The organism is Tenacibaculum xiamenense (assembly GCF_964513065.1).
GTDB lineage: Bacteria > Bacteroidota > Bacteroidia > Flavobacteriales > Flavobacteriaceae > Polaribacter > Polaribacter xiamenense.
The window spans coordinates 13,118-33,000 of sequence record NZ_CAZEQU010000008.1 but is presented as its reverse complement, the minus strand read 5'-3'; the positions used below and the strand labels follow the sequence as shown (position 1 = coordinate 33,000).

The following is a 19,883-nucleotide window of genomic DNA, read 5'->3' as shown; positions in this document are numbered from 1 at the left end:
AGGCGATTTTTTTTGTTATTGTACTTTGATGAAAATATTTGTATAATACCAAACCCCATTTGCATGCTGTTTTGCAGTGAGGTTAAAGTGACTGAAATCACCTTCGATATTTTCTCTATGTCCGTTACTACTGATCCAGCCATTAACAACAGCTTGTGCAGTAGTGTAGCCATTGGCAACATTTTCAGCTATATTGGTTGCATTAGCATTTGTTCTTAGATAGTCTGCTCGTACATTGAAATCATCATGAGATAACTCAGCTTTGGCAATCATATAATCGGTATGATTATCGGTTTGTGATTTAATGATTTCAAGAATATTTAAAGCAGTTAATCCTTTATTTGTTCTGTGTTGATTAATTAAGTTCATGATTTCAATTTCGAAATCGGAGTTGGTTCCGTTATCATTCAAATTTTCAGTTTCTACTGAAGAATCAGAACAAGAAATAAAAAATAGGAATAAACAAGCAATTGCGCTTTTAAAGGGGAAATTATTCATAGTTTAAATATTAGGGGGGTACTAAGTAAATTGATCTAGATAGCCTGCTTTATAAAATCTTCATACTCGTAATAGAAGAGTTCAAATTGTGTCATGGTTTCTACAAAGAATTCATAACAATCTCTCCACGTATTTTTATTGTGAATACTAAACTTCTTTTCATGAAGCACATGAATACGACGAATAATTTTTCGATTATCCAACTCGAAATTATCATCGAAAATGACTTCTGGAAGATATTCAGATTCTAAGATTTTTTTCAAAGAAAGTAGCTGATCATATAACAATTCATTCGCAATTTCTTCTGGATGTTCAAAATCAAGACAAACCGAAGCTCTTTTTCTATCAGCTTGAAATTTAAATGCGAATCCTTTGATTTTTGTATTGTACAAAAGCCATTTTCTAGGAAACGATTTTCCAAAACTTGTCCAAAATTCTTTGCGAAGTTTCGCCGATTCTTCTTTGCTAAACATTTACTTAGTTATCAGTTATCAGTTATCAGTTATCAGTTATCAGTTATCAGTTATCAGTTATCAGTTATCAGTTATCAGTTATCAGTTATCAGTTATCAGTTATCGGTTATTAGTTATCAGTTATCGATCATTGAATTATATCTAAAAGTTACATTAACTCAAAACTCAAAATTTACAATTCATAATTAAATTACCCGTGTACTTTTGCGATATTACCTCTGTTTTTCATCATTTCCGCTTCGAAATTTAGAAGATCGTTCCACTTCTTATCAACAACTTCTCTGTCCATATACTTTCTAGCATAACTTAAGAATAAAGTATAATGATTCGCTTCAGAAATCATTAAATCCGTATAAAATTTTGATAATTCCTCATCGTTCATATTATCTGCAAAAACCTTGAATCGTTCACAGCTTCTAGCCTCGATTAAAGCGGCAACTAATAATCTATGAATTAAAGCTTCTTTTCTATTTCCTGTATGAGGAAAAAACTTTTGAAGCTTTAAGGCATAATCATTTTTTGTAGCCTGACCTAAAACCATCCCTCTATCCACCATAATATTATGAACCATTCTAAAATGTTCCATTTCTTCAATAGCAATATCGCTCATATCTTTTACGAGCTCAGTTTCTTCAGAATAGTTAATAATAATGGAAACAGCATTTGAAGCGGCTTTTTGTTCAGCAAAAGCATGATCAGTTAACAATTGTTGTAACCCATTTTTAGCTACTTCAACCCATGATGTTTCAGTTTCGAATTTTAATCCAAGCATAATATTAATCTAAATAATAAAAGGATATTCCCTTTTAAGTAATTTTTATTGTTTTATGTTACTGTAAAAAGATAAAGGTTAGAAATCAATCTTTTTAGTTTCAGGAACAAAATTATAAAATATAGAGGCTATAAGATGAATAAATCATCTAAAAATAGCTAGTTTTGTTATATAATGCTATTTCAGTACTTTATATTTTATGGAGAATTAAATTGCACTTAAAATGATTATTCTTTACATAACCTAATTTTATATGTATTCCTAAATGGTATAAGTCTTAAATATAGATTTATAAGACTTACAACACAATGAAGAAACGAATACTCATTAAACAACAACGAATTCTAAATTCGGTGGTTTTATGTATACTTTTTAAGTAATTTTAAACTCAAGAACAACTGAAGTTGTCATTATTTGATAGAATCGTTATGATGATATCTAGCTATTAAAAACTTATATGACTGTAAAAAATAATTAAATGAAAACGTATGCCATGAAATTCAAATCACGAATTTTAATTCTTTTCTCCCTAATAATATCTCTTGCGACATTTGAATCTTGTAAAAAGAAAGTTGAAAACGAGAGTAATATTAATGCTTATAGTGAGTATATAAGTGTTTTCCCAGAAAAAGTAATTTCTAGTGGTGCTAACTTACAATTTCTCTTGAAGAAAACTCCTAATATTACGGATATTGGTACGGATGTTATAAGCATTGAACCGAAAGTAAAAGGAGAGGTAACTTTTAAAAATAATATGTTGACGTTTGTTCCTTCAGAAAAGCTAAAAGGTAATAAGGAATACAAGGCTACACTACATTTATCAAAGTTATACGATAATATTGAAAGCGATTTGGAAGATTTTACAGTGAAAATGAAAACAAAAGAATTGCTATTCAATGTTTCATTAGAATCTCCAAAAGTATACGATAATGATTGGTATTATGTAGAAGGACTTCTAACAGCAAGTGACATTATAGAAAGTAAACAATTATCAAGTCTTGTATCTGCTAATTTCAATGGAAAGTTAAAGAACCTTAAATTTGATGTAGCGGATGGTTTTACTTCGAAAGCATATTTCAAAATAGACAGCCTAAAACGATTTGTTGAAGATAAAGCGTTAAAAGTTTCATGGGATGGAGGTTCAGTAAATTCATCATCTAATGGAGAAAAAGAAGTTGTTATTACTGGAAAGAATAATTTCAAAGTATTAAATGTAGAAGTAACGGACAGTGATAAACAACACATAGAAATTAGTTTTTCTGACGCTATTGAAAAGAAACAAAATTTAAAAGGACTTATTCAATTTGCAAACACACAAAAAAGAAAGTTTACATATAAAGTTAATAACAATGTAGTTACAATTTATCCAGCTGCTTCATTTAAGGATAAAGTTACCATTGAAATATTTAAAGGTGTTAAAAATATTCAAGGTTATGAGCTTAAGGAAAATTACACAGAAACCTTACATTTTCAACAGTTAAAGCCTTCTGTAAGTTTTATTAAAAGTGGAACTATTTTACCTGATTCTGATAATTTAAAAATAAACTTTAAAGCAGTCAATCTTCGTGCAGTTGATGCTACAATTTACAAAATATACAAAGACAATATTCTTCAGTTTTTACAATATAATAATTTGAACAATAAAGGAAATATTAGATATGTGGGTAGGCCAGTGGCGAAGTATACAGTGAATTTGTCGGATCAAGGAGTAGACTTAAGCAAAGAAAATGCCTTTGCCGTGAATTTAGCTGATTTTGTTGAAGTTGATAATGGAGCTATGTACAGAATAGAATTTAGTTATTCAAAAGAGTATTCAAATTATACATGTGATGGAAATACTCCTGAGAATACTATTGTTTTTGGTAAGAAAGAAATAGATACAAAACAGTACGACACAACAGGTTATTATTATAATGATTATTATGACGGTGATTATCGATGGCGAGATAGAGATAAACCATGTACAAGCTCATATTTTTATAATAAAAAAGTTAGTTCTAATATTTTGGCAACAAACTTAGGAGTTATTGTAAAAAAAGGAAGTAACAACAAAACATTTGTAGCAGTAACTGATTTATTAACGGCAAAGCCTGTAGTAGGAGCTAAGGTAACCTTACACAACTTGCAGCAGCAGCCAATTGCTGAAATGACGACCAATGAAAAGGGAATTGTAGAGATTGAAGAAGAGCACAACGCCTTTTTTGCAGTAGCTACTAAAGGTAAGAGCACTACTTATATCAAATTGAATGAAGGAAACGCTTTATCAATGAGTAAGTTCGATGTTTCTGGTGCAAAATTACAGAAAGGACTTAAAGGGTATATTTATGGAGAGCGTGGAGTATGGAGACCTGGAGATCAATTGTTTTTAACCTTTGTATTAAATGATAAGGGCAATCCTATTCCCGAAAGCCATCCTATTAAATTTGAGTTAACAAACCCTCAAGGGAAAATTGTGGACAGAACAGTCGTGCATAAAACAAATACAAACATGTATAGTTATGCTCCCAAAACAGATCAAGAAGCCATTACAGGTAACTGGAAAGTAAAAGTAGTAGTAGGAGGAGCATCTTTTCATAAAAATTTGAAAATAGAAACTATTAAACCGAATCGTTTAAAGATTAAGATGAATGTAAACGATGATGTTATAAAAGCGAGTGCTCCTATTGCTGGAAATGTAGAAGTAAAATGGCTACATGGTGCTATTGCTAGAGATTTAAAATTAGACATTAATGGTAAGTTTACACAGTCGAAAACCACTTTTTCAAAATTCGACAACTATAATTTTGATGATGTAACAAGAAAGTTTGGAACAGAAAATTTTAAAGTTTTACAAGGAAATTTAAATAACGAAGGGAAATCTAACTTCTCTGTAAAACCTAAATTGGATAATAAAGCTCCAGGAATGTTAAAGGCAACTTTTATTACAAAAGTTTATGAAAATGGAGGTGATTTTAGCACTGATGTTTTTAGCAAGAAAGTATCTCCTTATAAGAGCTACGTAGGCTTATTAAATGCTGAAGAAGCACAATCGAGAAACTACTTATTTACTGATGAAAATTATACATTTAACGTAGCTTCGGTAGATGAAAACGGTAAAGGTATAGCTAATAATTTAGATGTAAAGGTGTACAAGTTGTCTTGGAGATGGTGGTGGAGTAGTTCTGATAATGGATTATCGAGTTATGACGGAACAAGATACCATTCAACTTATAAAACAACATCTGTTAAAACAAATAGTTCAGGTAAAGGATCTTTTGACTTAAAAATAAGTGAAAACGATTGGGGGCGTTATTTAGTAAAGGTAATTGATAAAAAAAGTAAACATGTAACTTCTTCAGTAGTTTATTTTGATTGGCCTTCATGGTATGGAAGAAAAAAAGGAAGTCAAGATAAAACCAATGCAACCATGTTGGTATTTACAACTGACAAAGAATCTTATAAGGTAAATGAAGATGCTATCGTAAAGTTTCCTAGCTCAGAAGGAGGAAGAGCTTTGATTACCATAGAAAATGGAACACAAGTTTTAGATCATTTTTGGGTAGAAACTAAAGCGAAACAAACAGAATTTTCTTTTCCTGTTTTAAATAGTTATACTCCGAATGTTTTTGTTAATATTTCTTTGTTACAAAAGCACAATCAAACAGTAAATGATTTACCAATTAGAATGTATGGTTCTATTCCAATGATGGTTTATGATCCTTCTACTAAATTGGAACCTCAAATTCAATTAGCGGACGAACTTCGTCCAGAATCAACTGCAGGAATAAGAGTAAAAGAAAAGGATGGTAAACCTATGACCTATACTATTGCAATTGTAGACGAAGGTTTATTAGACTTAACAAGGTTCAAAACACCGAACCCTTGGCATACATTTTTTGCACGTCAGTCGTTAGGTGTAAGAACATGGGACATTTTTGATGATGTTATTGGAGCTTATGGAGGAAAAGTAAATCAAATATTAAGTATTGGAGGAGATGAATCTGAGGCAGGAAGTAAAAATAAAAAAGCGAATCGTTTCAAACCAATGGTAACGTATTTAGGTCCTTTTAATTTAGAAAAAGGAGAAACTAAAGAGCATAAGTTTAAAATACCAAAGTATGTTGGTTCTGTTAGAGCAATGGTAGTAGCAACGAATGCTGATAAAGAGGCTTATGGAAGTGATGAGAAAACTGCGTTTGTACGCAAACCAGTAATGGTATTAGCTTCTTTACCACGAAAAATTACACCTCAAGAAACAGTTACATTGCCTGTAACAGTATTCGCGATGACTCCTGAAATAAAACAAGTAAAAGTAAAGGTTGTTCCAAATGAGTCGTATACCATTGTAGGAAATAGTTCAGAAACATTGAGCTTTAACCAACCTGACGAAAAAATGGCTTATTTTACCTTGAAAGTTAATGATTTTAAGGGGATTGGAAAGGTAAAAGTAGAAGCTAGTTCAGGAGGTGAAAAAGCGACCTATGAGGTAGAAATTGACGTATTAAACCCTAATCCAGTTAGTACAGAGGTAAAAGATTTAGTTTTAAAAGGAAAAGAACAAAAAGAACTAAACTTTACCGCGTTTGGAACTACTGGAACAAATGTTGCAACAATTGAGTTATCAACATTACCTCCAATGAACTTTACAAAAAGGTTAGGCTACTTAATTCGTTACCCTCATGGGTGTGTAGAGCAAACTACTTCAAGTGCCTTTCCTCAATTATACCTTCCTGAAATTTTTGAGTTATCTGAAGAGAAGAAACAAGATGTTGAAAGAAATATTAAAGCTACTATTACTAGATTATCTAACTTCCAAGTTTCAAACGGAGGATTATCATATTGGCAAGGTAATGGGTATGTTAATAACTGGGGAACATCTTACGCTGGTCATTTCATGATTGAAGCGGCTAAAAAGGGATATGCTTTACCTATTGGGTTTAAAAACAAATGGATAAATTTCCAGAAAGGACAGGCTAGAAAATGGAGAAATAATGATCGATACTATAATAATGCTTTAAATCAAGCATACCGTCTGTATACCTTAAGTTTGGCCAATAGCCCTGATTTAGCATCAATGAATAGGCTTAAAGAAACGTCAAATATATCGAATCAAGCAAAGTTACGTTTGGCGGCGGCCTATGCACTAATTGGGAAGAAGTCAATAGCAAACTCTATTATATCAACCGTATCGACTGATGAATCTAAAAGAAGGTATTATTATAATTATGGTTCTGAAACAAGAGATAAAGCAATGGCTTTAGAAACGTATACATTAATTGAAAGTGAATCTCAAGCGATTAAATTGGCAAAAAGTATTGCAGAATCGTTATCTAGTGATAGGTGGATGAGTACTCAAACAACAGCTTATAGTTTGCTGGCAATAACTAATTATGCTTTACGAAACGGAGAAAGTGCGGGTATTAAATCCAAGTATACTTTAAACGGAGCTAGTGAAGAAGTTAATACGAGCAAATCACTATTTGCAAAAGATATTGCCATAAGTAAAAAAGAAAATATTGTTAAGGTATTGAATAACGGTAACGGTGTTTTATATGTAAGAGTGTTAAATAAAGGTATTCTTCCAGTAGGAGAAGAAAAAGTGGTACAAAGAAACTTAAAGGCAAATGTTATGTATAAAACGAAAAAAGGAGTTCAAATTAGCCCAGAGAGTTTAACGCAAGGAACTAATTTTATAGCGGAGGTAACCATTAAAAATGAAACTAGTTCTAAAGTTGAGAATATCGCATTAACACAATATATTCCTTCAGGATGGGAAATTATAAATACAAGATTTACTGATTTTGGTAATAATACGATTTCTTCAAAAGTGGATTATACCGATATTAGAGATGCCAGTATAAGTAATTACTTTACGTTGAAAGGATTTGAAACAAAAACGTTCAGAGTGCTTTTGAACGCATCATACTTAGGCGATTATTATTTGCCAGGAGCACAAGCTGAAGCAATGTATGATAACGATTATGTTTCCAGAACAAAAGGGCAATGGGTGAAGGTTGTTAAGTAATATGATCCTTTGACCCTTTGGGATTTAGACACTTTTAAACGAGTTATTCAAAAAGAAGTAACTATCTTTAGAAGTGTCTAAACTTACCCAAATTATGAAAAAACTAATTATGTTGGTTGCAATAGGTGCGATATGCATTTATAGTTGCCAAAACAAACAGAAAAAAACTTCATCAAGCACAACAACTCTCCAAGTACAATCTAAAGATTCGGTTTTATTTAGCTTTGTTTTTTTAGGATGTAATCGAGTGGATCGTCATCAACAAGGTGATTCTACTGCAACGAATGCTTCAACAGCGAATTTATCAGCAATGAAGAGAATTTGGACCGAAATTTCCGCTTTAGAAAGAAAACCAGATCTATTCTTTTTCCTTGGAGATATGGTTTTAGGAGAAACAGATACTACAAATTTAGAAAATCAACTAGTCGCTTGGAAAAAACTTTATTGCGATGTTGACTTTAGCCCAATAAGTCTTTCAAAAATAGAAATGGTCGCTGTACCTGGAAATCACGAAATGCTTTACTGGCATGACTATAATGTACCACACCATGATGAATGGCCGTTAAAAGGAGCTACTGAAATTTGGATGAACGAAATGGAGGAGTTTATGCCAGAGGATAGAGAGGTCGTAACAGGAAATGATAGTATCAATAATCAAATGACATTTTCCTTTGTAAGACAAAATATAGGTTTCATTTTAATGAATACAGATACCTATAACGAACCAACGAAAGAAAACCCTTATGGATTAGAAGGGCAAATACCAACACAGTGGATTGTTAATAAGGTAAAAGAGTATAAAGATAATCCATCGATAGATCATGTTTTTGTGTTGGGACACAAGCCTTATTATGTAAGTGGAAAGCCAAAGACAGGACACAAGGGATTACCGGAAGGACCGATATTATGGCCGAAATTAGAAGAAAACCATGTAGTTGCTATGCTTTCTGCTCATTTACATGATTATCAGCGTATGCAACCAGGAGGTAAAGGTACCTATCAAATTATAGCCGGTAATGCTGGGAGTCCTGGAGAGGCGAAATTCTTTGGGTATTCAAAAATTGATATTTTAAACAACGGAGAAGTAAAGCTTACATCTATGGGATATAATATAGGTAACCCATATTATAAAGCGGTACCAGAAAATCCTTCTACATTAAGAGATTCAACAACGCTTACTTGGGAGGCAAATAAGAATCCATATCAAAACCAGAACGATTAGAAATGATTTTTTAAATACTAAGAAGCTTCTTAGTTCATTTTTTATGTATTAATGATTCTTATATTTGGAATGTAATATAATTTAAAAATGAATTTAAAGAAGCTTTTTATCACTCTGTTCATTGGAGTGAGTGTTGTGTCTTGTAATCAGAAGATTACAAATATGAGACCAGTGAAAAAAGGTTACAAGAGTATTTTAAATAAGAATAGTGTTGTTACAAGTGAGCATAAAGGTATTAGTAAGTCGGAAGATTTATCGAATCTGTATGATAAAAATGGAAACACTAAATTTTTAGTCACTTCACCGAAAAATGTTGTAACCATTGAAAATAAAGAAGGTAGTGTGATTAAGACATATTCCATTACTACTGCTAATGATGCTCCCGGAAGAGATCCTAAAAATTGGATACTAAGTGGTTCAACTGATAGTAAAACATGGGAGGTGTTAGATAAGAAAGGGAATGAATTCTTTAAAGCCAGAAAAGAAACTCGTGATTTTGAGCTTAAGTCTAATAGCAAAGCATATTCTTTTTATAAAATAGAATTTGAACAAAATAAGAAATCTGTTTACGGTGATAACTTCTTACAAATTGCTGAATTCGATTTAAAAGCTATAACCAAAGCTCCTTTAGCAGAGTTTTCAAGTGATTTAAGCAGAACAAAAATCAAGGATACGATTCAATTTAAGGATGTATCGTTTAATGGGCCTACATCTTGGGAGTGGCATTTTGAGAATGGAATTCCTAAAGTTAGTAACGAACCAGACCCGAAGGTATATTTTCCTATTGCTGGGAATCATACAGTAAAGTTAACCGTTAAAAATAAGTTCGGAACTGATTCTGTAGTTTCAAAGAGATATGTTAAGGTGTATGATCCAGAACATCCTTGGAAGGGATTTCATTATCCTAAAGTAGAATTTACTTCAACAGATACATTATCAAAAGGGTATAAAAGAGCCATGCGAATTATACCTGATTTTACAAAAGCAATTAATGAAGTGACGTTAGGTGTTTGTAAGCAATTGTATAGAAATATAAGTGAAGTTCCAGATTTTGAAAAAGTGAATTTTACCTTTAATTGGAGTAATACAGTAGCAGCAAGAGGAGGTAACAATACTATTATGGATTTATGGTTTAGTACAAAATACATTCAAAATGCATTAAAGGATGAAGCTGATGATGCCGTTAAATATGAAATTTATGGAGTGCTATGGCACGAACTAACTCATGGATATCAATTCTCACCAAAAACAGAAAATGATAAATATAGACCTGGATATGATTATTTTGCTTTCTTAGAAGGGGAAGCCGATTTGGTCAGGATAAATGCAGGATATCATAAAACCCGTCATCCTGACTTAGGTTTCAAAGGTTATAAGTATTTATCAGGATATACCACAACTGGATTTTTTCTAAAGTGGATTGTAGACAATCATGATAAAGATTTTATATACAAGTTCAATAAGTCAGTACTAGAAATAGAACCATGGAGCTATAAAAAAGCAATTCAAGTTATATTAAATAAAGATATTGATGCTTTATGGAAGGAGTATGAAACTCATGTGACGGAATATAATAAAACAAAGAAAGTAGTAAAGAAGAAAAGAATTGACTGGAAGAATATGAAATAAAGATCTTTAAGTAAATTAAAAAATAGAAGCCCACACAATTGTTGTGGGTTTTGTTTTTATACCATTTATAGCAATTTCAATTTGTAAATGGTATTATAGGGTTTAATTGACTAAAAAGGCTTAAATACTATCTATCTTTGCAAAATCAAATTAATTCGTAGATATGAAAACAAACTTAAAGAAAACTCAAAAAGATATTTTAACAAAGTTAAATATCCATGAATTAAATGAAATGCAAAGAGAAGCTATTACCACGATTGACTCTACAGATAATACCATCATATTATCTCCTACAGGAACAGGGAAGACGATTAGCTTTTTACTGCCCGTTTTAAAAATGATTGATGTAAGTCTAAATGAAGTACAAGTATTAGTATTAGTACCGTCAAGAGAGTTGGCCATTCAGATTGAACAGGTAGTTAGAGAAATGGGAACAGGAGCAAAAGTAAATGCTGTATATGGAGGTAGAGCTATGGCGAAAGATAAGGAGGATTTAAAACATACTCCGAGCATTTTAATAGGTACTCCTGGTAGAGTTTCAGATCACTTTGCAAATGACCGTTTTGATAAGAGTTATATAAAAGCATTAGTGCTGGACGAATTTGATAAATCATTGGAAGTTGGTTTTGAGTATGAAATGAAAGGTATCATTAATGAGATTCCTTCAGTAGTAAAAAGAGTATTAACGTCCGCGACACAAGAAATTGAAATACCCGAATTTGTTGGATTAAAACATCCGACGGTATTAAATTATTTAACAGGTAAAATAAACGATAGATTAACTCTTAAACAGGTAGTATGGTCGTCTAATAAAAATGAAACATTATTAGAGTTATTGAATCATATCGGTAATGAACACCAAGGAATAATATTCGTTAATTTAAGAGATAGTGTTGAAAAAGTAAGTCATTTTCTATCAAAGAATTCTATTTCGCATAGTTGTTTTTCTGGTGGAATGGAACAAAGAGATAGAGAAAGATCGTTAATAAAGTTTAGGAACGGTACAAGTCAGATTTTATTAGCAACTGATTTGGCAGCGAGGGGTATCGATATTCCTGAAATGAAATATATAATTCATTATGAATTACCACTTCGCATAGAAGAATTTACACATAGAAATGGTAGAACGGCAAGAGTTGATAAAGAAGGAATGGCTTATGTTTTAAAATCGAAACAACAAGAACTACCGGAGTTTATAGAGAATATTCCAATAGCTGATATTTCTGATAAAAAACCAAAGATTAAGAGATATTGGGAAACTATTTTTATATCAGGAGGAAGAAAGGATAAAATATCTAAAGGAGATATTGCAGGTTTACTTTTTAAGAAAGGAAACTTAAAAAGAGATGAGGTTGGCGTTATTGAGTTGAAACAAGATTGTGCTTTTGTAGCAGTGCCCGTTAAAGAGGCAAAAAAGCTCGTTTCAAATTTGAATAATACTAGATTAAAGAATAGAAAGGTTCGTATTTATATTGTTTAATTGATCTTACTCAATTTGATATATAAATTCTCAGGATAAACAATAAAAGAGTGTTTTTCTGAAACCTCTTCTTTCTTAACGGCTAATTCAATGTCGAATTGTTTACAGATCATAGAGGTCAAAGTAACCATTTCTGAAAGTGCAAGATTCATTCCAGGGCATAGGCGGGGTCCTCCACCAAAAGCTTTGATAGTAGACACATCATGATTTTGATGCATGGGGCATTTACTTTTTAACCATCTCTCTGGTTTAAAAGTCATAGCATCTGTAAAATGTTCATCCAGTCTTTGAGCAAAACGATTCAATAAAATAAGTTTCTTGTTTTTCTTAATTTTTAAACCTTGTATTTCACAGTCCTCATTAGCTTGTACAATCTGTTGTGTTGTGGTAGGATGAATACGCAAGGTTTCTTGAACCACAGCATTGGTGTATTCTAATTGCTGATATTCTTCAAAAGATTTAGGAGTAAGATGATCACAATATATTGAATGTGCTTCTTCTCTTACTTTTTTTATCATTTCAGGATGCTGTGCCAAATAGTATAAAATCCATGATAACGAACTTGAAGTAGAATCTTCACCTCCCAAAAGCATGGTAAAGATATTTCCGTAAACTTCTTTATCGCTAAAAGCACCATCATTATTTTCTATAAGTAAAGCCTCTAAGAAGTTTGTTGGTTGCTCCTTTAGTTTTGGATCATTTTTTAAATTCTCTTTTGCTTGAGTTATAAACTTATAAATAGTAGATTCAATATGTTTTAGCGAAGATTCTAATTCTTTATCTTTAGTTCGTTTATAAATTTTCCAAATAGGAATGGGAGAGAAGTTACGCTCATTCAACATCATAAAAATTCGTTCCAAGTGTTTTTGAAAAACAGCATCTTTCCCATGAATAGCATCTAATTCATAACCAAAAGCAATAGCGGTCGTAACATCAATGGTAAATAGCATAAATTCTCGTTGAATATCAATAGACTTTTGAGATTTAGAAAATTGTTCGAATTTATGCAGCAGCGATTTTGACTTTTCGAGCACAATAGGAAAATATCCTTTTACTTTTTTTAAACTAAGAGATTCAGCCGTTAACTTTCTGTGTTTTTTCCATAAGTCACCTTCAGCATTAAATACACCCGAGATTCCCATTTCTTGTAAAACAGCATTAATTTTTGGAAGTCTTTTAAATAACTTTGGACGAGACTTTAAAATTTCGTTGTTCAATTCTGGAATAGCTGAAACCACAAACTTTTGTCCTACAAGGTTAATAGAGTAGAGATCTCCACACTCTTCTACGCTTTTTTCTAGAAAAACATGTTTGTCGTTCGATTTAAAATTGGGGTAATGACCTAGTATAAATGTTCCTTTCGGATTTGGTAATTTGTCTAGATTTATAGTTTCTAGTTCTTTCATAGTTTGGTTAGGATGAACAGAGCCAAAAATACTAGATTTAATTGTCAATTACTATTTATAAGAATCATATTAATTCTTTTTGATAGATTTGTTTAAAAGAGAAATAAAGCGTGATGAAGCGAACACCAAAAATGTAAAGATGTGAAAAGAATAAAAATGTATGTAAAAAGAAATAAGGTTAAAACAATCCTGTTCATTGTTGTATTGATAGGGTATTATTTTTGCCTTCCTAAGAAATTGTTTATCAACTCAACCTCTACAGTTGTAACTTCTAGTAATGATGAACTACTAGGAGCTGTTATAGCTAATGATGGGCAATGGAGATTTCCTGAGCTGGATTCGGTTCCAGACAAATTTAAGCATTGCATTCTACAGTTTGAAGATGCCTATTTTTACAAACATTTTGGGTTTAATCCTATATCAATAGCAAAAGCTTTAAAGGAAAATTATAAAGCAAAGAAAGTAGTAAGAGGAGGAAGCACAATTACGCAACAAGTAATTCGACTTTCAAGAAAGAATCAAAAAAGGTCTTATTTTGAGAAGTTGATAGAATTAGTACTAGCAACGAGATTAGAATTTAGAAGTTCAAAAGAGGAAATATTACGTTTGTACGCTTCTCATGCACCATATGGAGGAAACGTTGTAGGTTTAGAAATGGCGGCTTGGAGATATTTTGGTTTACACCCTTATCAGTTATCATGGGCAGAAAGCGCCACTTTGGCTGTTTTACCCAATGCACCTTCTTTAATTTATCCAGGAAAAAATCAAGAACGATTAAGAATTAAGAGAAATACACTTCTTAAAAAGCTCTTTACAGAAGGAATTATCGACCAAGAAACTTATGAGTTGGCAATCGAAGAGACATTACCTCAAAAGCCTTACCGATTACCAACGGTTGCATCTCATTTTGTCCAGGAAGTTGCAAAGACAAAGAAAGGACAGAGAGTAAAAACTTCTATTGACATCCATTTACAAAAACAAGTAAATGTTTTGGCAAAACAGCATTATGGTCAAATGAAGCAGAATGAAGTATATAACTTGGCTGTTTTAGTACTTGATGTTGAATCAAGAAAAGTATTGACTTATATTGGAAATTCACCAACAGATACTAAACATCAAAAAGATGTGAATAATATTATTTCTCCAAGAAGTACTGGAAGTACGTTAAAACCTTTTTTATATGCTCAAATGTTGCAAGAAGGAGCATTGTTGCCGACACAATTGGTAGTAGATGTGCCAACAGAAATAGCAGGGTATTCTCCAAAAAATTACGATCTTACTTTTGATGGAGCGGTACCAGCCAATGAGGCATTAACAAGATCTTTAAATATTCCTGCCGTTAGAATGCTGCAGTCGTATGGATTAGAAAAATTCAGAGGAGATATTGAAGCTTATCGTATAAAACACATTAATAAATCCTCAAATTATTATGGTTTGTCATTAATCTTAGGAGGGGCAGAAGCAAGTTTATGGGATTTGTGTAAAACATTTGCTGGATATGCTGGTATTGTGAATCACTATGAAGAGCTACGACACGAATATTATAAGAATGAGTTTATTGAACCAAGTTTTTTGTATGATGATAAGGTGGATTTTGGTGCTATTCATAGAGACTATGAAACTATTGATGCAGGAACGGCCTATTTAACATTAAATACACTTACAGAAGTAAATAGACCGTTAACAGATCAAGCCTGGAAATATTATGATTCTTCGCAAAAAATAGCTTGGAAAACAGGTACTAGTTTTGGAAATAAAGATGCTTGGGCTATAGGAACAACATCAAAATATGTAGTTGGAGTTTGGGTGGGGAATTCTGATGGGGAAGGAAGGTCCGATTTAACAGGAGTAGGGAGCGCAGCTCCTTTAATGTTTAACGTGTTTGATGTTTTGCCTAAATCGGATTGGTTTTTAGAGCCTTTTGAGAACTTATATGAAGAAGAAGTTTGCACTAAAAGCGGTTATTTAGCTTTGCCCATTTGCCCTTCGGAAAAAAGAATGATCTCAAAAAATGGTAGAAGAGCAGGTTCATGTCCTTATCATAAAGAAATATCCGTTGATATCTCAGAAAAATTTAGAGTGAATAGTAACTGTGAGTCTATTTCAAATATAAAAACTAAAGAGTGGTTTGTGTTACCTCCGCTAATGGCACATTATTATCAACAGAAAAATGCCGATTATAGACCTTTACCTAATTTTAGAAAAGACTGTTTGATGTCAGAAAATAACACGATGGAATTTCTTTTTCCAACAAAGTATAAATCAACAGTTTCTTTAACTAAGAATACAGAAGGTAAATTAAACTCAATAGTTTTGAAAATAACGCATCAGAATTCAGAAGCTAAAGTTTATTGGTATTTGGATGATACATTTGTTGGGATGACCGAGGATTATCATGAGCAAGAAATTCAACCAAACCCAGGAACGTATGTGATTAAAGCAGTTGATAATTATGGAAATGAAAAGCAAAGAATCCTAGAAATAAAAAACTAAGAAACTTGAAAAGGTTTGTGTTAAAAACTGTATTTTTAGAACTTTTAAAGAAACTATATGTTAGAGTTAGCGGGAATTATAATACTAGGGATATTGGCACAATGGTTTGCTTGGAAGTTTAAAATTCCAGCAATTTTACCTTTAATACTTATTGGTTTGTTGGTAGGACCTATAGCTGCTGAGTTTTACACAGCTGATGGTAGTAAGTTAATAGAGCCTATTTGGAATGGTAAAAAAGGACTATTTCCAGGTGACGGTCTTTTTTACTTTGTGTCTTTAGCAATAAGTATTATCCTTTTTGAAGGAGGGTTAACTTTAAAAAGAGACGAAATCAAAAGTGTTGGTCCAGTAATTACGAAGCTTATTACCTTGGGTTCAGTCGTAACTTTCTTCGGAGCAGGGTTAGCCTCATATTATATTTTTGAACTAAGTTGGGAAATATCTTTTCTTTTTTCTGCTTTAATTATTGTTACAGGACCTACTGTGATATCTCCCATATTAAGAAATATACCATTAAAAAAAGAAGTGTCAGCAGTCCTAAAATGGGAGGGAATTTTAATTGACCCTATTGGAGCTTTAGTTGCTGTATTAGTGTTTGAGTTTATTAGTGTAGGAGGAGGAAGTGGATTTACACAAACAGCATTGATCGAATTTGGTAAAATTGTTCTATTCGGAACCACGTTTGGTTTCACGTTTGCTCATTTTTTAATTTATATTATTAATAAAAAATTAGTACCACACTATTTATTAAATGTGGTATCGTTGTCAACGGTATTATTGGTTTTTGTAGAATCTGATATTTTTGCTCATGAATCAGGGTTATTAGCCGTAGTTGTTATGGGAATGGTGATTGGAAATAGTAAACTTAAAAACTTAAATGAACTTTTATATTTTAAGGAGTCGCTGAGTGTTCTCCTTATTTCAATTTTATTCATTCTTTTGGCTGCGAATATAAATATGTCCGATTTGTTACTACTTTATAGTTGGAAAACTGTCGTTTTATTTTCGTTAGTGGTCTTCGTAATAAGGCCTTTGGCTGTTTTTCTAAGTGCTTATAAATCCAATTTAAAAAGTAATGAAAAACTATTCATTAGTTGGGTAGGACCTCGAGGAATTGTTGCAGCTGGTATCGCATCTTTATTTGGAACGAAGTTAATGAAGCAAGGAGTTGAAGGAGCAGAATATATTACACCACTAGTTTTTTTAATTGTATTAGGTACAGTATTACTAAACGCTACTACTGCAAGGATGTTTGCAAAAGTAGTTGGAGTGTTTTTGAAGAATTCGGAGGCTATTGTTATGATTGGTGCATCTGATGCGGCAAGAATTATAGCAAAATACTTAATGGAAAACGGTAGAAGAGTTGTATTGTTAGATCAAAATAAGAGTTATGTTGAAGAGTCTCGAAATTTAGGAATTGAAGCATTTGACATTGATATATATACTGAAACATTGGATGATTCTGCAGAATTGAACGATGTAGGTTACTTAATAGCTATGACTGGTAGCGATGAGGTAAATAAGTATGCTATTAACCAGTTTTCTGGTATTTATGGAGAAAGAGGTACCTATCGTTTAGCTACTTTGAATGAAGTAAAAACGAATTCTGTTGATAATGATGATATGATTTTTACTCCAAAGGATGATTTTATCAACATTACTGAAAGTGCTCGTGATTATCCAGTAATGAACGAAGTAAATGTAAGTTCTGCGGAAGATTATCAGAATAAGTTAAACAGACTTTTTGATGAAGAGAGATCGGTTCCATTATTTGTGAAAAATGACGACAATATTGAGACAATTCAAGAAACCGAATTATCTACTGTAGGAAACAACCATAAAATTGTTTACTTAGGTAAAGAAATTAATTTTAATTAATACTACACAAATCTAGTTTAGAAGTCTTTTTTACAAGATGAATATAAGAACAGGTAACAAATAAAAAAGAAATCTAACGAAAGCGTTAATGCTTTTGTTTGAGTTAATTTATGTCGGAAGAGTTTATCTTAATCTTATAGAATAGGAGTTAAAGTACCTAATAAAATTGTTATAAATCCAAACCGAAAGTCGATCTTAGTTTGTCAATTAAAGGGTTTTTCTCCTTTAGTTTTTCAAATTTTTCGTGCGGAGTATACGCGAATTTTTTCTCCACAGTCTCATTTAAATTAACAATAATCTGAATACCATAGTTGTTTAATTTTTCCCTTAAAAAACGCAATAATTTTGGCTTTCCTTTATTTAACTGATTCAGCATTAAATCATTAGGTACAGATATTCCTATTTGGAAGTTTTCAAATAATTTTGGTTCATCAGAAGCAATAATTGCGGCCATACTTCGCTCACCGATATCTTGAAGTTTAAAATAGTACTTTTTCCAAGCATCTTTTAACTGCTCATGATTAAAAGGAGTTCTAGGATGGTTATCATAGTTTTCTTCTTCATCAGTACTTTTAGCCTCCTTCCTAGTGTGAATGCTCTTTAAAGAAAGTGCAGAAGTTCTACGTTTAATATCCTTTAATAAAGGCTTCGTACTTTTTTCTACTTTCCCAGCGTTTTGAGTTACCTCAATAGCTTTTGTTGTAGAAGCTGCTTCTTTAATAATATCACTAGCTTGCTTAGTTGATACAGAAGTTTTAGGTTTACTAGGAGTTAAAGCAGTAAAAAAAGTTGCAGGAATTATGTAGTTCCTAGATTTTTTTTTTGCTCCATCAAAAGTGATAGAGGCAATTTGCATTAAAGTAAGTTCAACAAGTAAGCGTTGATTTTTGCTAGCTCTATACTTTAAATCGCATTCATTTGCCTTATCAATTGCTTGCATTAAAAACTGCATAGAAGCTTTTTTTGCTTGTTCCAAATACTTCTTTTTTGCAGTATCTCCAACTTCCAGTAAAGGAATAGTTGATGCATCCTTTGCTACTAACAAATCTCTGAAATGTGAAGCAAGTCCATTAATAAAGTGATGTCCTTCAAAACCTTTAGCCAAAACACCATTATAGGCCATTAGAGCCTCTGGAATTTTGTTTTCAAGAAGTAAATCCGTCATAGAAAAATAAACATCATAATCTAATACATTAAGATTTTGAGTTACCGCTTCACGGGTTAAATTGTTTCCAGAAAAACTAACAACCCTATCAAATATAGACAATGCATCACGCATAGCACCATCAGCTTTTTGGGCAATAATATGTAGTGCATCATCGTCAGCGGTAATATTCTCTTTGGCGCAAATAGTTTTTAGATATTCTTTTGCATCAAGAACACCAATTCTTTTAAAGTCGAATATTTGACAACGAGATAATATCGTTGGAATTATCTTATGTTTTTCAGTTGTTGCTAGTATAAAAATGGCATGGGCAGGAGGTTCCTCTAAAGTCTTTAAGAAAGCATTAAAGGCTGCCTGAGACAACATATGAACCTCGTCAATGATATATACTTTATATTTTCCAGTTTGAGGAGGAATACGAACCTGATCTGTAAGGTTTCTTATATCGTCAACAGAGTTATTTGAAGCTGCATCTAATTCAAAGATGTTAAATGCAAAATCTTCGTCTTCACTCGCATTTTCTGAAGCTTCTTGATTTATTCTCTTAGCAAGTATTCTTGCACAAGACGTCTTTCCAACTCCTCTTGGTCCAGTAAATAATAAAGCCTGAGCTAAATGGTTGTTTTTTATAGCATTTTCAAGAGTATTTGTAATCGCTTGTTGACCTACTACATCTGCAAAGGTTTGAGGACGATACTTACGAGCTGATACTATAAAATGTTCCATTAAAGCCGAATTATTTTCTCAACAAAAATAGAAAACCGAAGTTCAACAAACAAGCAAAATGTTTTCCAGTTGTCAACAATAAAAATCTCGATTAGTAATGCATTGAAAATCGTAAATTTGATAACTCAACACTCAAA

The 19,883-nt window shown here is 32.1% G+C and carries 11 protein-coding genes; 6 read left to right on the top strand and 5 right to left on the bottom strand.

Going from position 1 to position 19,883, the window contains the following annotated elements; translation table 11 throughout:
• Positions 1 to 15: 15 nt before the first annotated feature.
• The 3 genes from ACKTTV_RS01810 to miaE all read right to left on the bottom strand — a co-directional run bounded on the left by ACKTTV_RS01810 (position 16) and on the right by miaE (position 1,743).
• Complete coding sequence (locus ACKTTV_RS01810) at positions 16 to 498, bottom strand: CAP domain-containing protein (protein ID WP_408029095.1); 483 nt, start codon at positions 496 to 498, stop codon at positions 16 to 18.
• A 35-nt stretch (positions 499 to 533) separates the two neighbouring features.
• Complete coding sequence (locus ACKTTV_RS01805) at positions 534 to 971, bottom strand: DUF4268 domain-containing protein (RefSeq protein WP_408029094.1); 438 nt, start codon at positions 969 to 971, stop codon at positions 534 to 536.
• 190 nt (positions 972 to 1,161) lie between these two features.
• Complete coding sequence (miaE, locus tag ACKTTV_RS01800; RefSeq protein WP_408029093.1) at positions 1,162 to 1,743, bottom strand: tRNA-(ms[2]io[6]A)-hydroxylase; 582 nt, start codon at positions 1,741 to 1,743, stop codon at positions 1,162 to 1,164.
• Positions 1,744 to 2,221: 478 nt separating this feature from the next.
• Here miaE and ACKTTV_RS01795 point away from each other — a divergent pair, with 478 nt between their 5' ends.
• From ACKTTV_RS01795 to ACKTTV_RS01780, 4 genes are all read left to right on the top strand, one after another.
• Complete coding sequence (locus ACKTTV_RS01795; RefSeq protein ID WP_408029092.1) at positions 2,222 to 7,747, top strand: alpha-2-macroglobulin family protein; 5,526 nt, start codon at positions 2,222 to 2,224, stop codon at positions 7,745 to 7,747.
• Positions 7,748 to 7,841: 94 nt separating this feature from the next.
• A complete protein-coding gene (locus tag ACKTTV_RS01790) occupies positions 7,842 to 8,969 on the top strand; it encodes a metallophosphoesterase family protein (RefSeq protein WP_408029091.1) in 1,128 nt (375 codons plus the stop codon).
• A gap of 87 nt (positions 8,970 to 9,056) precedes the next feature.
• A complete protein-coding gene (locus tag ACKTTV_RS01785; protein ID WP_408029090.1) occupies positions 9,057 to 10,598 on the top strand; it encodes a basic secretory protein-like protein in 1,542 nt (513 codons plus the stop codon).
• 163 nt (positions 10,599 to 10,761) lie between these two features.
• Complete coding sequence (locus ACKTTV_RS01780) at positions 10,762 to 12,078, top strand: DEAD/DEAH box helicase (RefSeq protein ID WP_408029089.1); 1,317 nt, start codon at positions 10,762 to 10,764, stop codon at positions 12,076 to 12,078.
• Here ACKTTV_RS01780 and ACKTTV_RS01775 read toward each other — a convergent pair.
• The gene (locus ACKTTV_RS01775) at positions 12,075 to 13,484 is read right to left on the bottom strand and encodes a cytochrome P450 (RefSeq protein ID WP_408029088.1); all 1,410 of its coding nucleotides are present in this window, start codon (positions 13,482 to 13,484) and stop codon (positions 12,075 to 12,077) included. The two genes, ACKTTV_RS01780 and ACKTTV_RS01775, sit on opposite strands and share 4 nt — an antisense overlap.
• Positions 13,485 to 13,640: 156 nt before the next feature.
• Here ACKTTV_RS01775 and pbpC point away from each other — a divergent pair, with 156 nt between their 5' ends.
• Positions 13,641 to 15,977 carry a penicillin-binding protein 1C gene (pbpC, locus tag ACKTTV_RS01770; RefSeq protein ID WP_408029122.1) on the top strand — a complete coding sequence of 779 codons (2,337 nt, stop codon included), beginning with the start codon at positions 13,641 to 13,643 and terminating at the stop codon, positions 15,975 to 15,977.
• A gap of 57 nt (positions 15,978 to 16,034) precedes the next feature.
• A complete protein-coding gene (locus ACKTTV_RS01765) occupies positions 16,035 to 17,855 on the top strand; it encodes a cation:proton antiporter (protein ID WP_408029087.1) in 1,821 nt (606 codons plus the stop codon).
• 169 nt (positions 17,856 to 18,024) lie between these two features.
• On the opposite strand, the gene ACKTTV_RS01760 is transcribed toward ACKTTV_RS01765, so the two are convergent.
• Positions 18,025 to 19,746 (bottom strand): DNA polymerase III subunit gamma/tau, encoded by a 1,722-nt coding sequence (locus ACKTTV_RS01760; protein ID WP_408029086.1) that lies wholly within the window; start codon positions 19,744 to 19,746, stop codon positions 18,025 to 18,027.
• Between the last annotated feature and the right edge of the window lie 137 nt (positions 19,747 to 19,883).

Bases quoted from the DNA above. Each gene is read 5' to 3' on its own strand.
- ACKTTV_RS01810 (WP_408029095.1), bottom strand. From the start codon at position 498: ATGAATAATTTCCCCTTTAAAAGCGCAATTGCTTGTTTATTCCTATTT.
- ACKTTV_RS01805 (WP_408029094.1), bottom strand. From the start codon at position 971: ATGTTTAGCAAAGAAGAATCGGCGAAACTTCGCAAAGAATTTTGGACA.
- miaE (WP_408029093.1), bottom strand. From the start codon at position 1,743: ATGCTTGGATTAAAATTCGAAACTGAAACATCATGGGTTGAAGTAGCT.
- ACKTTV_RS01795 (WP_408029092.1), top strand. From the start codon at position 2,222: ATGAAAACGTATGCCATGAAATTCAAATCACGAATTTTAATTCTTTTC.
- ACKTTV_RS01790 (WP_408029091.1), top strand. From the start codon at position 7,842: ATGAAAAAACTAATTATGTTGGTTGCAATAGGTGCGATATGCATTTAT.
- ACKTTV_RS01785 (WP_408029090.1), top strand. From the start codon at position 9,057: ATGAATTTAAAGAAGCTTTTTATCACTCTGTTCATTGGAGTGAGTGTT.
- ACKTTV_RS01780 (WP_408029089.1), top strand. From the start codon at position 10,762: ATGAAAACAAACTTAAAGAAAACTCAAAAAGATATTTTAACAAAGTTA.
- ACKTTV_RS01775 (WP_408029088.1), bottom strand. From the start codon at position 13,484: ATGAAAGAACTAGAAACTATAAATCTAGACAAATTACCAAATCCGAAA.
- pbpC (WP_408029122.1), top strand. From the start codon at position 13,641: ATGTATGTAAAAAGAAATAAGGTTAAAACAATCCTGTTCATTGTTGTA.
- ACKTTV_RS01765 (WP_408029087.1), top strand. From the start codon at position 16,035: ATGTTAGAGTTAGCGGGAATTATAATACTAGGGATATTGGCACAATGG.
- ACKTTV_RS01760 (WP_408029086.1), bottom strand. From the start codon at position 19,746: ATGGAACATTTTATAGTATCAGCTCGTAAGTATCGTCCTCAAACCTTT.